General features: G+C 42.4%; 21 protein-coding genes and 1 other RNA gene. 10 read left to right on the plus strand and 12 right to left on the minus strand.

Annotated features, from left to right (window positions below):
- Positions 1-104: 104 nt before the first annotated feature.
- Complete coding sequence (nfsB, locus tag HADU_RS08265) at positions 105-758, plus strand: oxygen-insensitive NAD(P)H nitroreductase (protein WP_008305262.1); 654 nt, start codon at positions 105-107, stop codon at positions 756-758.
- 108 nt (positions 759-866) lie between these two features.
- Positions 867-1088: a hypothetical protein gene (locus tag HADU_RS15280; RefSeq protein ID WP_004812688.1), complete on the plus strand. Its 222-nt coding sequence runs from the start codon at positions 867-869 to the stop codon at positions 1086-1088.
- Here HADU_RS15280 and HADU_RS08270 read toward each other — a convergent pair.
- The 4 genes from HADU_RS08270 to HADU_RS08285 form a co-directional block, all read right to left on the minus strand.
- Entirely contained in the window at positions 1057-1911 is an 855-nt protein-coding gene (locus HADU_RS08270) for a DMT family transporter (protein ID WP_008305263.1), read from the minus strand. The genes HADU_RS15280 and HADU_RS08270 overlap by 32 nt on opposite strands.
- Positions 1912-2005: 94 nt before the next feature.
- Positions 2006-3040 carry a class II fructose-bisphosphate aldolase gene (gene fba, locus HADU_RS08275; protein WP_004812686.1) on the minus strand — a complete coding sequence of 345 codons (1035 nt, stop codon included), beginning with the start codon at positions 3038-3040 and terminating at the stop codon, positions 2006-2008.
- Positions 3041-3158: 118 nt separating this feature from the next.
- The gene (locus HADU_RS08280) at positions 3159-3437 is read right to left on the minus strand and encodes a hypothetical protein (protein ID WP_004812685.1); all 279 of its coding nucleotides are present in this window, start codon (positions 3435-3437) and stop codon (positions 3159-3161) included.
- Positions 3438-3594: 157 nt separating this feature from the next.
- Positions 3595-4782, minus strand: a complete 1188-nt coding sequence (locus HADU_RS08285) for a phosphoglycerate kinase (protein ID WP_008305266.1) — start codon at positions 4780-4782, stop codon at positions 3595-3597.
- A 140-nt stretch (positions 4783-4922) separates the two neighbouring features.
- On the opposite strand from HADU_RS08285, the gene HADU_RS08290 reads away from it, so the two are divergent.
- Both HADU_RS08290 and HADU_RS08295 read left to right on the plus strand, forming a co-directional pair.
- On the plus strand, positions 4923-5306 hold the full coding sequence (locus HADU_RS08290; RefSeq protein ID WP_005221773.1) for a DUF2237 family protein: 384 nt from the start codon (positions 4923-4925) through the stop codon (positions 5304-5306).
- Positions 5306-5899: a Maf family protein gene (locus HADU_RS08295; RefSeq protein ID WP_004812682.1), complete on the plus strand. Its 594-nt coding sequence runs from the start codon at positions 5306-5308 to the stop codon at positions 5897-5899. Before HADU_RS08290 ends, HADU_RS08295 begins: the two co-directional genes overlap by 1 nt.
- Before the next feature lie 59 nt (positions 5900-5958).
- On the opposite strand, the gene HADU_RS08300 is transcribed toward HADU_RS08295, so the two are convergent.
- Positions 5959-7305, minus strand: a complete 1347-nt coding sequence (locus HADU_RS08300) for a BapA/Bap/LapF family prefix-like domain-containing protein (RefSeq protein WP_227499347.1) — start codon at positions 7303-7305, stop codon at positions 5959-5961.
- A gap of 422 nt (positions 7306-7727) precedes the next feature.
- Here HADU_RS08300 and HADU_RS08305 point away from each other — a divergent pair, with 422 nt between their 5' ends.
- Positions 7728-8897: a cupin domain-containing protein gene (locus HADU_RS08305; protein ID WP_008305270.1), complete on the plus strand. Its 1170-nt coding sequence runs from the start codon at positions 7728-7730 to the stop codon at positions 8895-8897.
- Positions 8898-8977: 80 nt separating this feature from the next.
- Here the strand turns inward: HADU_RS08305 and HADU_RS08310 are convergent, their stop codons facing one another.
- The 3 genes from HADU_RS08310 to HADU_RS08320 form a co-directional block, all read right to left on the minus strand.
- On the minus strand, positions 8978-9757 hold the full coding sequence (locus HADU_RS08310; protein ID WP_004812679.1) for a glutathione S-transferase N-terminal domain-containing protein: 780 nt from the start codon (positions 9755-9757) through the stop codon (positions 8978-8980).
- Positions 9758-9858: 101 nt separating this feature from the next.
- Positions 9859-10368 carry a ribonuclease E activity regulator RraA gene (gene rraA, locus HADU_RS08315; RefSeq protein ID WP_005221764.1) on the minus strand — a complete coding sequence of 170 codons (510 nt, stop codon included), beginning with the start codon at positions 10366-10368 and terminating at the stop codon, positions 9859-9861.
- Positions 10369-10379: 11 nt separating this feature from the next.
- Positions 10380-11045, minus strand: coding sequence for a nucleoside-diphosphate sugar epimerase (locus HADU_RS08320; protein WP_005221762.1), 666 nt, complete (start codon positions 11043-11045; stop codon positions 10380-10382).
- A 214-nt stretch (positions 11046-11259) separates the two neighbouring features.
- Between HADU_RS08320 and rpsT the strand changes: the two genes are divergently transcribed.
- Positions 11260-11529 (plus strand): 30S ribosomal protein S20, encoded by a 270-nt coding sequence (gene rpsT / locus HADU_RS08325; protein WP_004786139.1) that lies wholly within the window; start codon positions 11260-11262, stop codon positions 11527-11529.
- Positions 11530-11777: 248 nt separating this feature from the next.
- On the opposite strand, the gene HADU_RS16000 is transcribed toward rpsT, so the two are convergent.
- The 3 genes from HADU_RS16000 to HADU_RS08335 form a co-directional block, all read right to left on the minus strand.
- Positions 11778-11903: a hypothetical protein gene (locus HADU_RS16000; protein ID WP_004812675.1), complete on the minus strand. Its 126-nt coding sequence runs from the start codon at positions 11901-11903 to the stop codon at positions 11778-11780.
- 119 nt (positions 11904-12022) lie between these two features.
- Positions 12023-12772, minus strand: coding sequence for a histidine phosphatase family protein (locus HADU_RS08330; RefSeq protein WP_008305272.1), 750 nt, complete (start codon positions 12770-12772; stop codon positions 12023-12025).
- 60 nt (positions 12773-12832) lie between these two features.
- On the minus strand, positions 12833-13684 hold the full coding sequence (locus HADU_RS08335) for a 3'(2'),5'-bisphosphate nucleotidase CysQ (protein ID WP_004812673.1): 852 nt from the start codon (positions 13682-13684) through the stop codon (positions 12833-12835).
- Positions 13685-13696: 12 nt separating this feature from the next.
- Between HADU_RS08335 and HADU_RS08340 the strand changes: the two genes are divergently transcribed.
- The 4 genes from HADU_RS08340 (at position 13697) to HADU_RS08355 (ending at position 16701) form a co-directional block, all read left to right on the plus strand.
- Positions 13697-14383, plus strand: coding sequence for an HAD-IA family hydrolase (locus HADU_RS08340; protein WP_008305275.1), 687 nt, complete (start codon positions 13697-13699; stop codon positions 14381-14383).
- Entirely contained in the window at positions 14376-14816 is a 441-nt protein-coding gene (locus HADU_RS08345; protein WP_004812671.1) for an RNA-binding S4 domain-containing protein, read from the plus strand. The genes HADU_RS08340 and HADU_RS08345 overlap by 8 nt, the downstream gene beginning before the upstream one ends.
- 146 nt (positions 14817-14962) lie before the next feature.
- Positions 14963-16006, plus strand: a complete 1044-nt coding sequence (gene recA, locus HADU_RS08350) for a recombinase RecA (protein WP_004812670.1) — start codon at positions 14963-14965, stop codon at positions 16004-16006.
- A gap of 77 nt (positions 16007-16083) precedes the next feature.
- The gene (locus HADU_RS08355) at positions 16084-16701 is read left to right on the plus strand and encodes a regulatory protein RecX (RefSeq protein WP_004812668.1); all 618 of its coding nucleotides are present in this window, start codon (positions 16084-16086) and stop codon (positions 16699-16701) included.
- 209 nt (positions 16702-16910) lie between these two features.
- On the opposite strand, the gene ffs is transcribed toward HADU_RS08355, so the two are convergent.
- Positions 16911-17007: signal recognition particle sRNA small type (gene ffs / locus HADU_RS15285), an RNA gene on the minus strand.
- Positions 17008-17050: the final 43 nt, after the last annotated feature.

Here is a 17050-nt window from a genome sequence, read left to right on the forward strand (position 1 = left end):
ACGCTTTGCCTGAAGGAAATTTATTGTAATAATCCACTTCAGTTACAGCATGACTTTACTGTATGCCCCCATCCAAGATCAACAAAGACGAATGGAGTCCAGTTATGGATTTACTTAAGGTTTCTGAATCTCGTTATACGACAAAGGCTTATGATCCATCCAAGAAAATTCCGCAGGAACAGTTTGATCGTTTGACCGAGATTCTTCGCCTGGCTCCCTCTTCAATTAATATCCAGCCCTGGCATTTTTTTATCGCTGATCATGTGGATGCCAAAGCACGTATTGCCAAGGCTTTGGTGGGCACATATGCCTATAATGCACCAAAAGTATTGGATTCTTCGCATACGATTCTTTTCTGCACTAAAGCTGACATTACTGAGCAGCATTTAGATAATCTTCTGGAACGTGATGATGTACTCGGCCGTTTTAAAGATGAAACTGCCAAAGAAGCACAGCGCAATACCCGTACAGGTTATGTTGAATATTACCGTAATGAAAAAGGAGATATTCAGCGTTGGGCGGAAAACCAGACCTTTATTGCACTGGGTCAAATGTTAATTGCTGCAGCAATCGAAGGTGTAGATGCAACGCCCATTGGTGGCTTTGATGAAGGCATTCTTACTGAAGAATTGAAGCTCAATGAACAAGGCTTGATTCCATCTGTAATTATGACTTTGGGTTACCGCAGTGAAAATGATTTCAATGCCAAGCTGCCAAAATCCCGTCTGAAAGCTGAAGATGTTTTCACCAAACTGTAAGAATTTTATGCTATAAAAGGGGCGCAAAGCCCCTTTAGTTGTCATTATGGGCCTAATTTTTGCTTAACTAAAGAACACTTATAATTCAGAATAACAATAGAGGTATCCATGTCAGTTCTTCCATCTAGACCAATGAAATTTGAATGCAAACACTGCGAAAAAATCTATCTACATCAATATAAGCATGAACAGCATCGTTATCCGCATTGCCCACACTGCCGACAGGCTGGCATGCTTCTGGGCCTAGCTGAAAAAGAAGACCTGATTCGTCTACCATTAGATTATGCCAGTGCCTATGTCAAGCAGACATGGCATAGGCTAAGCAGATAACGCTGGCAAGCCCCAGCACCAACCCGAGACTGCTTGCAGGCTTTAGGCGCTCTTTAAAGAAGACCAGGCCTGCAAGTACCCCAAATACCACTACCAGAATATTCATTCCCGCAAAGACAATCGCTGGTGTATCTTTTAGCAGCATATGCGCTTTAACATAAAACGCTATATTGGCGAAGTTCAGTCCCCCTAGAACCAGCCCGGCACCAATATGCTTCAAATCACCAAAATGATGATATTTAATCAATAGATAAGCCATTGATAAAATAAAGGCACAAATGAACATCAGGTTCAGCGTCACAGCGAACTGTAATCCTAAACTGGTGGTGTATTTCAATAATACATCAATCAGTGCATATCCGACCCACACTAATCCCAGATACAGCATACCTCGAATTCCTGTGCCAGTATCATTTCGATTGGACAGCAGGATACAAATCACCGCAGTGATCCCGAGACCGATTCCAATGATTTTCAGCTGGCTAAACTGTTCCTGAAAGATGAAATAAGCTGCTGCAAGAGAAAGTACGACTGATAGACGCTGGGCGATTTCTGTCTTTAGGATCCCCGCTGTTTGCAAAGCCCGAGCCAGTAGCAGAAATACACTTGGCAACAAGATACCTAGGGCAAAAATCAGTAACCACGGCGTATGAGTGACTGATACATGTGCCAGATCGGGTTTAAACCAGAAATAGCACAGAACACTTGCTGTGGCATAGTTCCATGCAATCAGATGAATGGGATTGAGTCCCCTGTTCCTTCCTGTCTTGAGTAAAATCGAGACCATGACGCTGCATAGTGCAGCTGCAAAGATCAGTTCCATTGCATGCTCATCAGTATTTTTAAGTACGCTATTTTAATACAAAAAAAGCCCACAAGATTTTTGTGGGCTTTCAAACATGATTTCAGGCTAGCAATTAGTAGCGAGAAACCATTTTTTCCAATGAAATTGGACGAATCTTGTCAGCATTACCTGCTGTACCAAATGCTTCGTAACGATCTACACAGATTTGCTTCATTGCTTCAACTGTTGCAGCAAAGAATTTACGTGGATCGAATTCGCTTGGTTTTTCAGCCATCATACGACGCATTGCACCAGTAGAAGCTAAACGTAAGTCTGTGTCGATATTGATTTTACGAACACCGTGTTTGATCGCTTCAACCAGTTGCTCAACAGGAACACCATATGTTTCTTTGATATCGCCGCCATACTGGTTAATTACAGCTAACCATTCTTGTGGCACAGAGCTTGAACCGTGCATTACAAGGTGCGTATTTGGCAGTGCTTCGTGAATTTCTTTAATGCGGTCGATCGCAAGAATATCACCTGTAGGTGGACGCGTGAATTTATACGCACCGTGAGAAGTACCTACAGCAATTGCTAAAGCATCAACGTTAGTATCAGCTACGAATTGACGCGCTTCTTCAACTGAAGTTAAAAGCTGAGAATGATCGAGTACACCTTCAGCGCCCACACCATCTTCTTCACCCGCCATACCTGTTTCAAGGCTACCCAGACAACCAATTTCACCTTCAACAGAAACGCCACACGCATGCGCCATTTGTACCGTACGACGAGTTACATCGACGTTGTATTCATATGAAGTTGGTGTTTTACCGTCTTCACCCAAAGAACCATCCATCATCACTGATGAGAAGCCTAACTGGATAGAACGTTGACATACGTCAGGGCTGGTACCGTGGTCTTGATGCATTACCACTGGAATGTGTGGCCATTCTTCGATTGCTGCCAAAATCAGATGACGCAAGAACGGTGCACCTGCGTACTTACGTGCACCCGCAGATGCCTGTACGATTACAGGTGAATTTGTTTGGTCTGCTGCCAACATAATGGCACGCATTTGTTCTAAGTTGTTTACGTTAAATGCTGGTACGCCGTAAGCATGTTCGCCGGCGTGATCCAAGAGCTGGCGCAATGAAATAAGAGCCATAATATCCTCCCAGTGAATGCCACATATTCTACATGCACAAAGGTTTCAATTCAGCAACAAATAACACTATTTAAAAAAATCCCTGCATTTGCAGGGATTTTGTCTCACATTGACCCAATTAAGGTGCCACTGCTTCCGAAGTTGCTGCAACTGACTCGTCTGCAGTCGCTGCATCTGCCGGAGCATTCGCAATTTCAGCAGGAATGTCGGTATTTTTTTCATCTAGAACCGGCTGATCAATTGCATCAATCGCTGCTTGCTGTTCTGGCGTTACAGTCTCATCTGCAACAGCTGCCGAAGCTTCTGCTTCAGCTGCTGGGGCATTTTCCTGTTTCGCACATGCAGTCAGTGCCAATGATGCTGCCAATAATGCCGCTAAAGTTAACTGTTTTTTCATCACGTAATCTCATCATTTGGTGATTTAATGTGTGCATCTTATGACAGATTTATTGCATTTTAATGACGAAGCCATGAATGGTAAGTATCCGCTGTCAAAAAAAATGACATAAAAAAAGCTGACACTTGGCCAGCTTTTTTTAGGCTAAAACATGCAATTAAGCGCGTTCTAGGAGTACCGCAACTGCAGGAAGGGTTTTACCTTCGACAAATTCAAGGAATGCACCGCCACCAGTCGAGATATAACCAATTTTGTCAGCAACGTTGTATTTATCAATCGCAGCAAGCGTGTCACCACCACCTGCAATCGAGAAACCTTCCGATTCAGCAATCGCTAACGATAGAGTTTTCGTGCCTTCACCGAATTGATCGACTTCAAATACGCCCACTGGACCGTTCCAAAGAATCGTTTTAGACGTTTTCAAAATTTCAGCAAATGCTTTTGCAGTTTCTGGACCTACATCAAGGATCATGTCGTTGTCAGCAACATCTTCAACTTTTTTCACAACCGCTTTAGCAGCAGCCAATGAACCCAGGAAGTCATCAAAATTGATTTCAGATGCATCAGCAACCACAACGTCCGTTGGAAGCGGAACAGAAACTTTGGCTGCAATTGCTTTAGCTGTGTCGATCAAATCACTTTCACACAGTGATTTACCTACATTGTAGCCAGCAGCTGCAAGGAAAGTATTCGCGATACCACCACCTACGATCAATTGATCACAGATATCAGAAAGTGAAGTCAATACGTCTAGTTTAGTTGAAACCTTGGAACCAGCAACGATTGCCACCATTGGTTTTTCAGGAGTTTTCAACGCACGACCCAAAGCATCCAATTCTGCTGCAAGTAAAGGACCCGCTGCCGCCACTTTCGCCAGACGAGCCACACCTTCAGTAGATGCTTCTGCACGGTGTGCTGTACCAAATGCATCCATTACAAATACGTCACAAAGTGCTGCATATTTCGCGGCAAGTTCAGGGTTATTTTTCTTTTCACCGACGTTAAAACGACAGTTCTCAAGTAAAACCACTTGACCAGGTTGAACTTCAACGCCATTCAAGTAGTCAGTGAATAACTTTACTTCCTGACCTAATACTTCAGTCAAATATGCTGCTACAGGTGCAAGTGACTGTTCAGCTTTAGGCTCACCTTCAACTGGACGACCAAGGTGTGAATACACCATAACCGCTGCACCTTTTTCTACGGCAGCTTTAATAGTTGGCAATGCTGCACGTAAACGCGCATCGCTAGTAATCACGCCATTTTTAACAGGGACGTTTAAATCTTCACGAATAAGAACGCGCTTACCCGCAAGGTCAAGGTCAGTCATACGTTGAAAGTTCATCTAGAGCTCTCTTTATAGATATTAAAAACGAGGCGATTTTAAATGATTATGCAGAAAAAGGTTAGCATCTTTTGCAGAAAAGCTAACGATTGCCAAAGTTTTGTTATGATAGAAAAAAGCATCCATCAGATTCAGTACCCATGTCGATACATCCAGATCCAGATTTAAACCGTTTAAATGTTTTGGGCGAGCCATTGGCGAGCTGCTGTTTTGACCCAATTACCGGCTACTTCCGTAATGGTTTCTGCCACACTTCCCCTAGTGACTTGGGCCAGCATACAGTTTGTGCACAGATGACTTCGGAGTTTTTAAATTTCTCCCAAAAAGTAGGTAATGATCTGATTACACCATTACCAGAAGTCGGTTTTCCGGGGCTTCAGCCAGGTGATTTCTGGTGTATTTGCGTGACCCGCTGGGTAGAAGCTTATGAAGCAGGCCAGGCGCCACCAATCAAGCTGCAAGCCTGCCATAAAGCAGTTCTAGCCTATGTCCCTCTGCATGTTTTAGAAGAATACGCTGTCTAATGAATACCGCAAAGATTATTCTGGCCTCTTCCAGCCAGACCCGTAAAGAATTGATGAATCGCTTACGTCTTGACTACGTATCGATCGTCCCGGATATCGATGAATCACCGCAAGGTGAAAATCATGCGGATGACTTAGCCAAGCGACTGGCTTTTGAAAAAGCCCGACATGTGGCTGAGCAACACCCAGATGCAATCGTCATTGGCTCTGACCAGGTGGCTTGGCGTGAAGGCGCACCAGATATTTTTATCGGCAAGCCCTTAACTGCTGAAAAGGCAGTTCGCCAGTTACAGGCCAATTCAGACAAGATTGTATATTTTAGTACAGCACTGAGCGTACAACAGAAATCTAGCGGTTTTGAGCAAACTCTGGTTGAGCATTATAAGGTAAAATTCCGCAAGCTATCTCAAGCTGAAATCGAACGTTATATTGACATTGAACAGCCTCTGCACTGCGCTGGTAGCTTTAAATGTGAAAGCTTAGGCATTAGTCTGTTTGAAGAAATGATTGGTCAGGACCAGACGACGTTAATGGGCATGCCGATGATCAAACTATGCAATATCTTGCGTGAGCTGGATATTCTAGTACCTTAAAAATTAGTAAGGAAGCAGTTTTAGGACTGCTTTTTAGCAACTATTGATCAGGTAAATATTTAACCAATAATCTGTTGCTGCTCAGATAAAAGCTGTTGCAACATGAGATCTGATTGGTTTTCCAATATCAACGGATCGCTGGCTTGTGCAACCTCTTCAGCGTCAGTTCGAATCATAATTTGATCCCCTTCATTCCCTACCACAATAATATTGTCTACATGACTAGAATCAGAAAGCAGCTCAGCTAATGAAACTGTATCTGTTCGCACAAAGTCGATATCCATCAAACTACTTTCTTTTTCTGTACCCTCTAACAACAGATTCATCTGATTGTTGAAATTTGAAATCGCATCCGCTGTATTTAGCATTTTATAAACTTGCATATTGCTATCCAAGCCCGAAGAAATGAAATCTATGAGCTGTTTAGCATCAATAAGGTCCTCGTTCCCATCTGATGGAATAACATCATGATTAGTATCAACTGCCACTTGTTGCTCTTCAGAGCTGTTCCTCATAAATTCTTGTGATGTTTTGAACCTGCTCATAGCTTCTTGATCAATAACGCTATCTTCATTTTGTTCAGCCAGGTTAAATCGAGCTAGTCGAAGTGTTGGATTTGTTGGTTCTGGTTGCTCTGGCTCAGGTTCTACTGGCACTTCTGGTTCCGGCTCTGATTCTATTGGTACTTCTGGTTCAGGTTCTACTGATACTTCCGGCTCTGGTTCCGGTTCTACCGGTACTTCCGGCTCTGGTTCCGGTTTAGGCTCTACCGGTACTTCTGGTTCAGGTTCTGGCACTTCTGGTTCTACTGGTACTTCTGGTTCTGGTTCTGGCTCTACTGGCACTTCCGGCTCTGGTTCTGGATCTACCGGCACTTCTGGTTCCGGTTCTGGCTCTACCGGAACTTCTGGCTCAGGTTCTATCGGTACTTCCGGCTCAGGTTCAGGTTCTGGCTCTACTGGTATTTCCGGTTCAGGTTCTACTGGCACTTCCGGCCCAGGATCTATTGGCACTGGCTCATTTAGCTCTAACTGTTCATCATCTTCAACCTCACCACTGTCTGTCGCTGCAACTCCACCAATGAGCAATGTACCAATCGCTATCCACTCCCAATTTTCTGCAAGAAACGAGGAAGATGGTAATAATGTATCTGTCCTTGAAATCTGCTTATATTGCTTGGTCACCTCATCAAACCAATACAAAGTACCGCTTTGCTCTTCAATCACAAGACTAGACGTTAAACCTTCATGATTGTTTGCATAAAAATTTTCAACTACCAATCTTTCGCCATTTCTCAATACTAAAATCAGATTTGTACCGTCTTGAGACATCTGGACAATATCTGATTTAGAAATTTTGATTTTTACAATGGAGCTTTGATCGACTCGAACCGTATCAGCATTCAGCTGTTATTTTTTCTTTTGTTTTTTTATTAATTAATTGAATTTCTTTCATTTTATTTTCCAAATTATTTTTATTCTCCTTACAAAAAATTGTGTCATTTCATCACTAATGTCAATCAAAGTATGTTTTTCACTATTTTATTTACGTAATTATCACTTTTAATTAAGCTACTCTAATTTGGTTCATATCTTTGTAATTCTTATCCTTAATTCAAAATGCTATTCTTCTTATTCAATTTTTTAAGAGCGCTAAATTTTTTTAATAGATTAATTTTTAAATAAAATTCTCATCATTTATTTTATGAAAATAAATATTACTTAGTTTGCTCTCCTGGTATTTATAAAACACCTATTTCTCACTATCTCGCTTGCACCATTCAATAACTCAAGGGACAATAAGCAAAATTTATCTTGTAGTTAATCCCATGTCCCAACCTTTAGATGTATTAGGCGGAATTACCGCTGAACAATTCCTTGCTGAATACTGGCAGAAAAAACCTCTCCTTGTACGTAATGCCATGCCTGAAATTGCTGGCCTGCTTGAACCTGACGACGTCATGGAGCTGGCTCTGGATGAAAACGTCACTGCACGCCTGATCAAGCAAAAAGACCGCGACCCGAACCAATGGTCAGTGAAATCTTCACCTTTACTAAAAGCTGATTTCCAGAAAATGCCTAAATTATGGACACTCCTTGTTCAGGCAGTAGATCACTATTCCTTTGATCTATCAGAACTCTGGAAAAAATTTCCATTCATTCCACAATGGCGCCGTGATGACATCATGGTGTCGTATGCGCCTCAGGGTGGTTCTGTAGGCAAGCATTTCGACTTCTATGATGTCTTCCTTGTACAAGGTTATGGTCACCGTCGCTGGCAATTAGGTCAGATGTGTAATGCAGAGACTGAACTTGTTCCGGGTCAGCCATTAAAATTACTTCCAGAAATGGATGTAAACTTTGATGAAGTCCTTGCTCCAGGCGACTTACTGTATGTTCCACCTGGGCTTTCACACTACGGCGTAGCTGAAGATGACTGTTTAACTTTCTCTTTTGGTTTCCGTATGCCAAATGTCAGTGACATGATGGATCGTGTTGGAGACAAGTTTGCTGAAAATGAAGTCTTACGTAATCCTCTGACCGATATCATTCGTGATCAAATCAGTGCTGCTGGTGAAGTCACAACTAATGAGCTTGAATATCTGAAAAGTAAAATCATGGAGCAGTTACATAACTCCAATGTACTTGAAGATGCCATCATGAGCCTGATGTCTGAACCTAAATACCCAGAAAATATTCCAGAAGCAGAAGAAATTGGTACTGGCGACCTAGAAGAAGCATTAGACCAAGGCTATAGCATTATGCTCGAGCCTGCATCACGCCTGCTTTATACTGAAGAAGATGATGAAATACTATTCTGGGGCAATGGTGAAGGTTTATGTGTCTCAGAAGCTTTTGCAGAAAAACTCAAGCTGATCGCCAATGGGGAGTCTGTGATGCTCAATCTGGACTTTGCTGATGAAGATATGCTGGAAGACCTGGCAGATCTGCTCAATGAATCCATCCTCATGCTGGTTCCGCCTGCTGAAGAAGAATAACAAACAAAAAAAGAGGGTCATTTGATCCTCTTTTTTTGTTGGTGACCTAGGAAATTCTTTAATTAAAAAATTTACGAAAATTAAGCGCCATACTGACCTTTTAGATATTTCACAATATCTTTAGATTCGAACATTTTTACATTGGTATTCGGATCGACCAGATAAGGCACCTGGATATTGTTCCCCATCATGGTGAACAGCTGTTCGCGTTTACCGCCTGGCAAGGGCTCGTATTTTCCTGGCTTTAAGCGTAGCTTGGCTGGGCCATAATCTTGCCAGCGTTCTTTCGCCACATTGTGGTAGATATAAGGAATTTCCAGCTCAGACAATACACCACGGACTATACGGGTATACGGGCTGGCTTCAAACCCCCACAGCTCCAGAAGCTGTTCAGGTGCAGGTTTATTTTTCTTTAATGGTTTTGCCATACCACCGCGTAAACCGTTGACCATCGTACCGGCAATTGCAGCCACCGGCACCTTTGGATAATTTGAATATTTCGCCGGAGTCTTACCAGTTTTGCCATAATGCTTAAACAGGTGATGAATGATATCCTGAGATTCGTAAAGTTTATCTCCCGTATTTTCATCTACTAAAAATGGGAACTGGAGTTTGCCTCCCTGCTGTTTTACTTCAGGACGGAAGCGTTTACCGCCTCGTGGGCATGGATACACTTCATAATCAAGGTTGAGTAAAGTCATCACTTCACGGACACGGCGACAGAATGGCGAGCCTTCGTACTCATAAAGCTTTAAGGGTTTTTCAGGCTGGTTTGGAAATGGCGTTCCGGAAACTCCTCGTCCACCTTCCAGAAATGCGGATGCCAATGCCTGTGCTACTTTAATCTGATGGCCTAACATATCGTCTGTCCTCTTTATTGTTTTAAAGCCGTGAAAGCAGCAATCTAAACTGACTGACTTTCACGGTATAGCTGATTTTTGTATGTTTTCAATAAACAGGATTAGTCCACCAGTTTTTCTTTAGACAGCACGATCCCGTTATTGTCCGCATAAACGTATTCACCTGATTGAAAAGTCACGCCGCCAAAGTACAGTGGAACATCGACTTCACCAATACCTTTGCGATTGCTCTTTTGAGGAATCGAAGCTAAGGCATGCACACCAAGATCCAGTTCGGCAATCGCATCCACATCACGTACACAACCGTAAATAATTACACCATTCCAGTGATTCTTTACTGCTGATTCAGCAATCAGGTCACCCATCAGTGCACAGCGCATCGAAGCACCACCATCCACCACCAGGACTTTGCCTGTACCATCGGTTGCTAATAATTCTTTGACACGAGAATTATCTTCAAAGCACTTTACTGTGACAATCTGGCCACCAAAGCTTTTACGTGCCCCATAGCTTTTAAAAAACTTGCCATCCAGGCATGGTGTTACGAATTGCAGGTCTTTATCTGGATTATCATCAAGCAGGTCACAAGTTACAAATGGTACGCTGGACACGATTTTTACCCTCATTTCATTTTTTGTATGGCTAAATTATCATAAATTTCAAATTTCACAGTCTGATTCAGGGCTGCATATACCATAGTATGAGCCACCTGCTCGGCTGTCACTGGCTTGTATTTAAAAGAATCCGGTACCAAATGCGAAAACTTGCCAAACAGGTTCTGTGCAGCATCTTCCAGTAAACGTTGATGACCACGTTCACCCATTAATAAAGATGGCCGGATCAGACTGATTCGTTCCAGCGTTAAGGTCTGGATATAATCTTCCAGCTCGCCTTTGACCCGATTATAGAAAAACCAGGATTCAGCATTCGCCCCCATGGCACTAATCAGCAGATAATGCGCATCCGTCTGTTGAACCAGCTCAGCAAAATGGGCATTGATGGTATAGTCCACATTATAAAAAGCATCTTTGGAACCTGCCTGCTTTAAAGTTGTACCTAGACAGCTGAAAGCATGGGTATGTCCGCTGACATCCTGATCATTCAACATCAGAAAATCCTCAAAGACCAGTTGTTTGACTTTGGGCCATTGCTCAAACTCTGGCTGGTGCTTGCGTACCACGACACTGATACGCTTGCAGCTCGGCTCATTAACCAGCTGTTGTACCAAGCTCTTACCCACAAGACCTGTGGCACCAATGATGATTGGATATGTTATGGTTTTAGTCATTTTTTGTACGATCTCCCTGCCTGAATACTAATCTAACGTTTTCTTTAGAATTTTTCTGCAACTAAAATGTTGTCAAAGCATGTCAAGACTTGACTTAAGCCCTCAGTTTCCTCAAAATATGGCACTTGTTTACGGGCTGGTGATAGTTCTTCTGATGTTGGTTTTCAGTTGAGTTTCAGCCCGCCCAGACCAATCTATTTCAAGGAGTGCACGAGTGGCAAACTCTGCTCAAGCTAAAAAACGTGCTCGTCAAAACGTTAAAGCACGCAAACACAACGCAAGCTTGCGTTCTATGGTTCGTACCTATCTTAAACGTACAGTAGCTGCTATTGCTGCTGGCGACTATGCTGTTGCTACTGAAGCTTACAAAAAAGCTGTTCCAGTAATCGACCGTATGGCTGACAAAGGTATCATCCATAAAAACAAAGCAGCTCGTCATAAGAGCCGTTTGAACGCGCAAGTTAAAGCATTAGCTTCTAACTAATCGCAAATGAAAAAAGCCCTTTTAGGGCTTTTTTTGTGCCCAAAATTTAGTAAATCAACAAAATGATCTATTCAATAAAAAGACAATTTTTGAATAAATAAACTTTACAAGATTATTTCCACTCAATTCTTCTTCCTTATTTCCCAATATTTTTAAAATATTCTTTAAAACTTATGGAATCCTATTTCCTGCCCAAAATAGGATTGATAAAAATAAGAACGGAAATATCAGCCAGTTTAATATTTGAATTATTGATCCTTATCCATAGAATGTGGCGTTGTGGTCTTGTCCTGCTCTGGTGAATCCGTATCACGTTTCTGACAGGCGGTTAGACCCACCATAATAACCAAACTTAAAATTGTGATGGTTTTCATTGTTTTTCCCATACTTGAATATCTGTTTAAATATCAGCATAGTGATTTTTGATGATTATTCTATTTCACTTTCATAAGACAAATGTAAAAAGCTCACCCCTCATGATTGAGCTTTTAACTTATTTCCTGGTGTGTAATTCCGCATTCTGAAACTGGGAAATATCCAGTTCATACACCTTACCGCGCCAGATCCATTTCAGTTTAGACTCCTCAAACACATCACCTTCAAACCAAACAAACAAACCTTCCATCATTTTTGGCCAGTCTTCCCGGCTAACCTCCTGATGACCTGACATGACTGCAATCATGGCTGCCAGAATCGTATCATGACTTACTGCCAGACTGAGTCCATACGGCGTTTTTGGATGCGTGTTATAGATTAACTCCAGGACATCGACCACACCATGAATTGGATGCTTCATGCCCGGCAAGGCGTTATTCACAAAACTATTAATAAAACCTAATGCACCCTGTTTCTTGAAATATGGCCCAGCCTTCTGAATATCCAGCACAAAACTGCCAGGCTCGACCAGTAAGCCTTGTTCGATAATTTCAATGTTATGGGTATGCGATGCCTTATTGGTTGCATCTGCACCCTCAATCATAAGGGCGGCAGTATCGACACAACGCTGAATAGGACTAGAGATACAATGCTGAATATGACGATCAGTTTGATTGACCAGATAAGCCCCCCACTCCTGCGCCAGATCACGCCCCTGTGATGTTAATTGCAAGTCGTAGCCTGCCAGGCCTTGACCAGCAACTTCTTCACGCAAGGAATGACGCGTAAACAGAGTCACAGGTGTCTTCGTATCAGGCAATAAATCTATTGCGCTGAGCATACTCGGTGGAAGCAGTTTTAATGCCACAATCTTGCCAACTGGTCTATCAACGGAATCAGCTTCACTATAACATGAACGTTACACAGCTCAATCACAGCCTTGCATATCAGCCAGCGCTTTAAAGGCCAATATCTTCATCTCTTTGGTCTTATAAGCAATAAAACCACTATTTAATAAGGTCTCGCGCTGGTTATAGCTAAATGGCCGCCCCTTAAAATCTACCAAACCGCCGCCAATACGTTCCAGCAGACATTGCCCGGCACTGGTATCCCATTCACAGGTCGGATGAAAGCGCGGATAAATATCCACCTGATCTTCCAGAATCATGCAAAATTTATAAGCACTGCCAGCTTTAAACTCCTCAAACTCAGTAAATTTAGCCAGACTTTCCAGATAAGCCGCATATTTAGGCTTTTTTTGGCTACTCTGACTTAGACCAATATGCACAGTATCTTGTTGAGATGCTGAAAAATATTCATGCCAGCAATCTTGCTGAATGTCATATTTCAGCGGCATACCTTGTTCTGGACAGAAATAGATAAGCTGTTGTGCCGGAATTGCAAGAATGGCAAAAGTCGTCAGATTGTCTTTGACCAGGCTCAGATTAATGGTGAATTCGGGTCGTTGATACAGAAATTCCTTGGTACCGTCCAGAGGATCGAGCAGCCAGAATGCGGACCATGCCTGACGGTCCTCCTGTTTACCTTCTTCAGAAAGTAACGGTAAATCAGAAATTTCAGCGAGGACCTGAGTTAAAAAAGTATTGACCCGATAATCGGCTTGCGTCACAGGCGAATCATCCTTTTTCCTTTCAATGTCAAAAGCAGCACCGGAACAATATTGCTGATATTCTTCTCGCAAAATTTCACAAGCCTGTGTCAAAATGGGCACAAACTGCAAAATCATCGGATCTTGTGGTGCTGTTGTTGCTTTAAACATAGAAAACCTTATATGCCGAATTGCTCAGAAAAACCGCCCATTATTTTTGATATGGACGGGACCCTACTTGATCTTGCCTATGACGATTTCATCTGGAATGACCTGCTTCCTGTCCGCTATGCTGAAACGCACCATTGCAGCCTGGAGCAAAGTCGAACAACGCTTTATGCATTCTATCAAGAACATAATCATACCCTAAACTGGTACTCATCGCGCTTCTGGACAGCTAAAGTCGAAGTAGATGTTCTGGCAATGCAAATCGAGCATAAATCCAAAGTCGCATTAAGACCACAGGCACTGGAGTTACTGGATTATCTAAAGGCAAATGGCTACCCGATCTGGCTGGCCACCAATGCCGACTGTGCCGGACTCAGCTTCAAATTGGAACATCTGCAACTCAAAGATTATTTTGATGTGATTGTCAGCTCTGAAACCATCGGGCATGCCAAGGAGTTTGTTGAATTCTGGCAAGGTCTAAACGCCCTGCATCCTTTTGATCCTGAACAAGTCTATTTTATTGATGACACAGAAAAAGTCCTGAATTGTGCCAAAGCCTATGGCATTCAGAATCTGTTCAGTATTAAACAGCCCTCCTCCAGCAAAGTTGCTCGCGAGACTTGCAATTACCCGATGCTGCACCAATTAACAGATTTAATCACATATTTAAATCAGGCTGAGGTTAACAAGCAATATGCGTAAATCGTCTTTACCCGAAGATGCGGTAGGCATGCGTATAGATAAATGGCTGTGGGCGGCACGTTTTTTCAAAACGCGCTCCATTGCCAAGAATGCCATTGAAGGCGGCAAGGTGCATATTGGCGGCGAACGTGTCAAAGTCTCCCGTGAAGTCCGGATCGGCATGGAAATCACGGTCCAACAAGGGATTGACAAGAAAACTGTTGTTGTCAAAGAACTATCTGATGTCCGTGGCCCTGCTCCAGTTGCGCAAACACTTTATGAAGAAACTGAAGTCAGTATTGCCCGACGGGAATTGATTGCATCACAAAGAAAGTTGCATAATCTTGCTCGTCCGGATCACCGACCAAGTAAAAAAGATCGTCGTGACATCAGTAAATTTAGAGACGAAAATAGTCAGCTATTTGACCAGCATTGGTCATATAATGATGATTAAATTCAAGCGTCAGCGTATGTCGTACATGCGCTGAATTTTATAGAATATCAGGGAACTTTCTGTCACTATTATACCTGTGGAACAAAGCTCTAATTTAAGACATCCACTTGAGTACTAATTTAGTGACATCGTATTGAGGTTGTAAGATGGATGAGAATAAAAACAAGGCGCTGAATGCTGCCTTAAGCCAGATTGAAAAACAGTTTGGCAAAAACACAGTAATGCGTCTTGGTGATAATACCGTTCAAGCAGTTGAAGCTGTATCTACAGGTTCTTTAACGCTTGATATCGCGCTCGGTATTGGTGGTTTACCAAAAGGCCGTATTATCGAGATCTATGGTCCTGAATCTTCAGGTAAAACCACAATGACATTACAAGCGATTGCAGAATGTCAAAAAGCTGGTGGTACTTGTGCATTCATCGATGCGGAACACGCGCTTGATCCTCAATATGCACGTAAATTGGGTGTAGATATCGACAACCTGCTGGTATCTCAACCCGACCACGGTGAACAGGCACTTGAAATTGCCGACATGCTTGTACGTTCAGGCGCGATTGACCTGATCGTTGTCGACTCCGTAGCTGCCTTAACCCCTCGTGCTGAAATTGAAGGCGAAATGGGTGACTCACACATGGGTCTGCAAGCACGTTTGATGAGCCAGGCACTGCGTAAAATCACTGGTAATGCCAAGCGTTCAAACTGTATGGTGATCTTCATTAACCAGATCCGTATGAAAATTGGTGTTATGTTTGGTAGTCCGGAAACTACTACTGGTGGTAATGCACTGAAATTCTATGCTTCTGTACGTCTGGATATCCGACGTATTGGTCAGGTAAAAGAAGGCGACGAAATCGTTGGTTCTGAAACTAAAGTTAAAGTTGTGAAGAACAAAATGGCGCCTCCATTTAAGGAAGCTCTATTCCAAATTCTGTATGGTAAAGGTGTAAACCATCTCGGTGAATTGATTGACCTTGCAGTACAGCAGGAAATCGTACAGAAAGCCGGTGCCTGGTACTCTTATCAAGGTGACAAGATTGGCCAAGGCAAGAACAACACTATTCGTTATCTGGAAGAGAACAAAGCACTTGCAGATACCATTGAAAAACTGATTCGTGAGCAGCTTTTGACGACAGGCAATGTGGTTGAAGATAAAGACGAAGAAGAACCAGCAGACTTTCTGGATGCATAATCCTTAAACGTCTTACAAAGCGCCCTACGGGGCGTTTTTGTTATTATGGAAAGGTAATAAAATGAATGGGATTCACTATGTCTGATGCAAAGTTCACTAAGCTCCTGGATTATGAAACCATCAAGCAACAGTTTGGCGATGCTCATGATTCGTCCAAGCCGGCAACTCTATCCCAAGCTGATACCCTGCCCGAGTTTGATCCTGAAGAAAGCTTATTTGATAACAAGCAGGAAGATAAAAAGAAACCGGGCTTAACCGGCTCCCGTTTGCGCTCTTACGCCTTTGCAGTACTGACTCGTAAGGAATACGCCAAAGCGGAACTGATCGAAAAACTGTGCTTATATGCAGAAAATCGTGATGAAGTACTAGAGCTTGTTGATGAGCTTTCCCGTGAGAATTACCAAAGTGATCAGCGTGTTGCAGAAACTTTACTTTCCAGCCAAAAGCGCAAAGGTAAAGGCCCGAATCAGATTAAAATGAAGCTGAAAAGCAAAAAGATTGATACAGCTTTAATTATAGATGAACTGAAAGAAACCGATTGGGTTCAGCAAGCTTATGAACTGAAGCTCAAGAAATACGGCCCTGAAGTTACAAAAGATCCCAAAGTCAAAGCCAAGCAGATTCGTTTTCTCATGTACCGGGGTTTTGAAATGGATGCCATTATGAAAGCGATTAACCGTAAAGCAGAAGATTGATTACTTTTCTAAAAACCTGAATAACTAAAAGTCTTGAATATTGAATTTCATATAGTTTGGGAAACAAGCTTAAATCGAAAATAAAACAACCATGAACTAAGCATTAAAATAATAAGATATACAGCTTGAGCTTATGAATAAAAGATTAGCTTTGAGAATAGAAAATTCAAATTGGTATTGTTTTTATTATATAAAAAATATGGTGGCAACCCTACCAGCAAAGCTTCGGCACATCGCAGTTCTACTACCGTTGCTACCTTCCGGTCCTGGCGGGGTTCGCAGAGTGCAATTGCGAAGTAACCGGCAGGGCTACCATTGCAAGAACAGAGTATAGAGATTTTTAATGAAC

The organism is Acinetobacter sp. HA (assembly GCF_000264725.1).
Lineage (GTDB): Bacteria > Pseudomonadota > Gammaproteobacteria > Pseudomonadales > Moraxellaceae > Acinetobacter > Acinetobacter schindleri.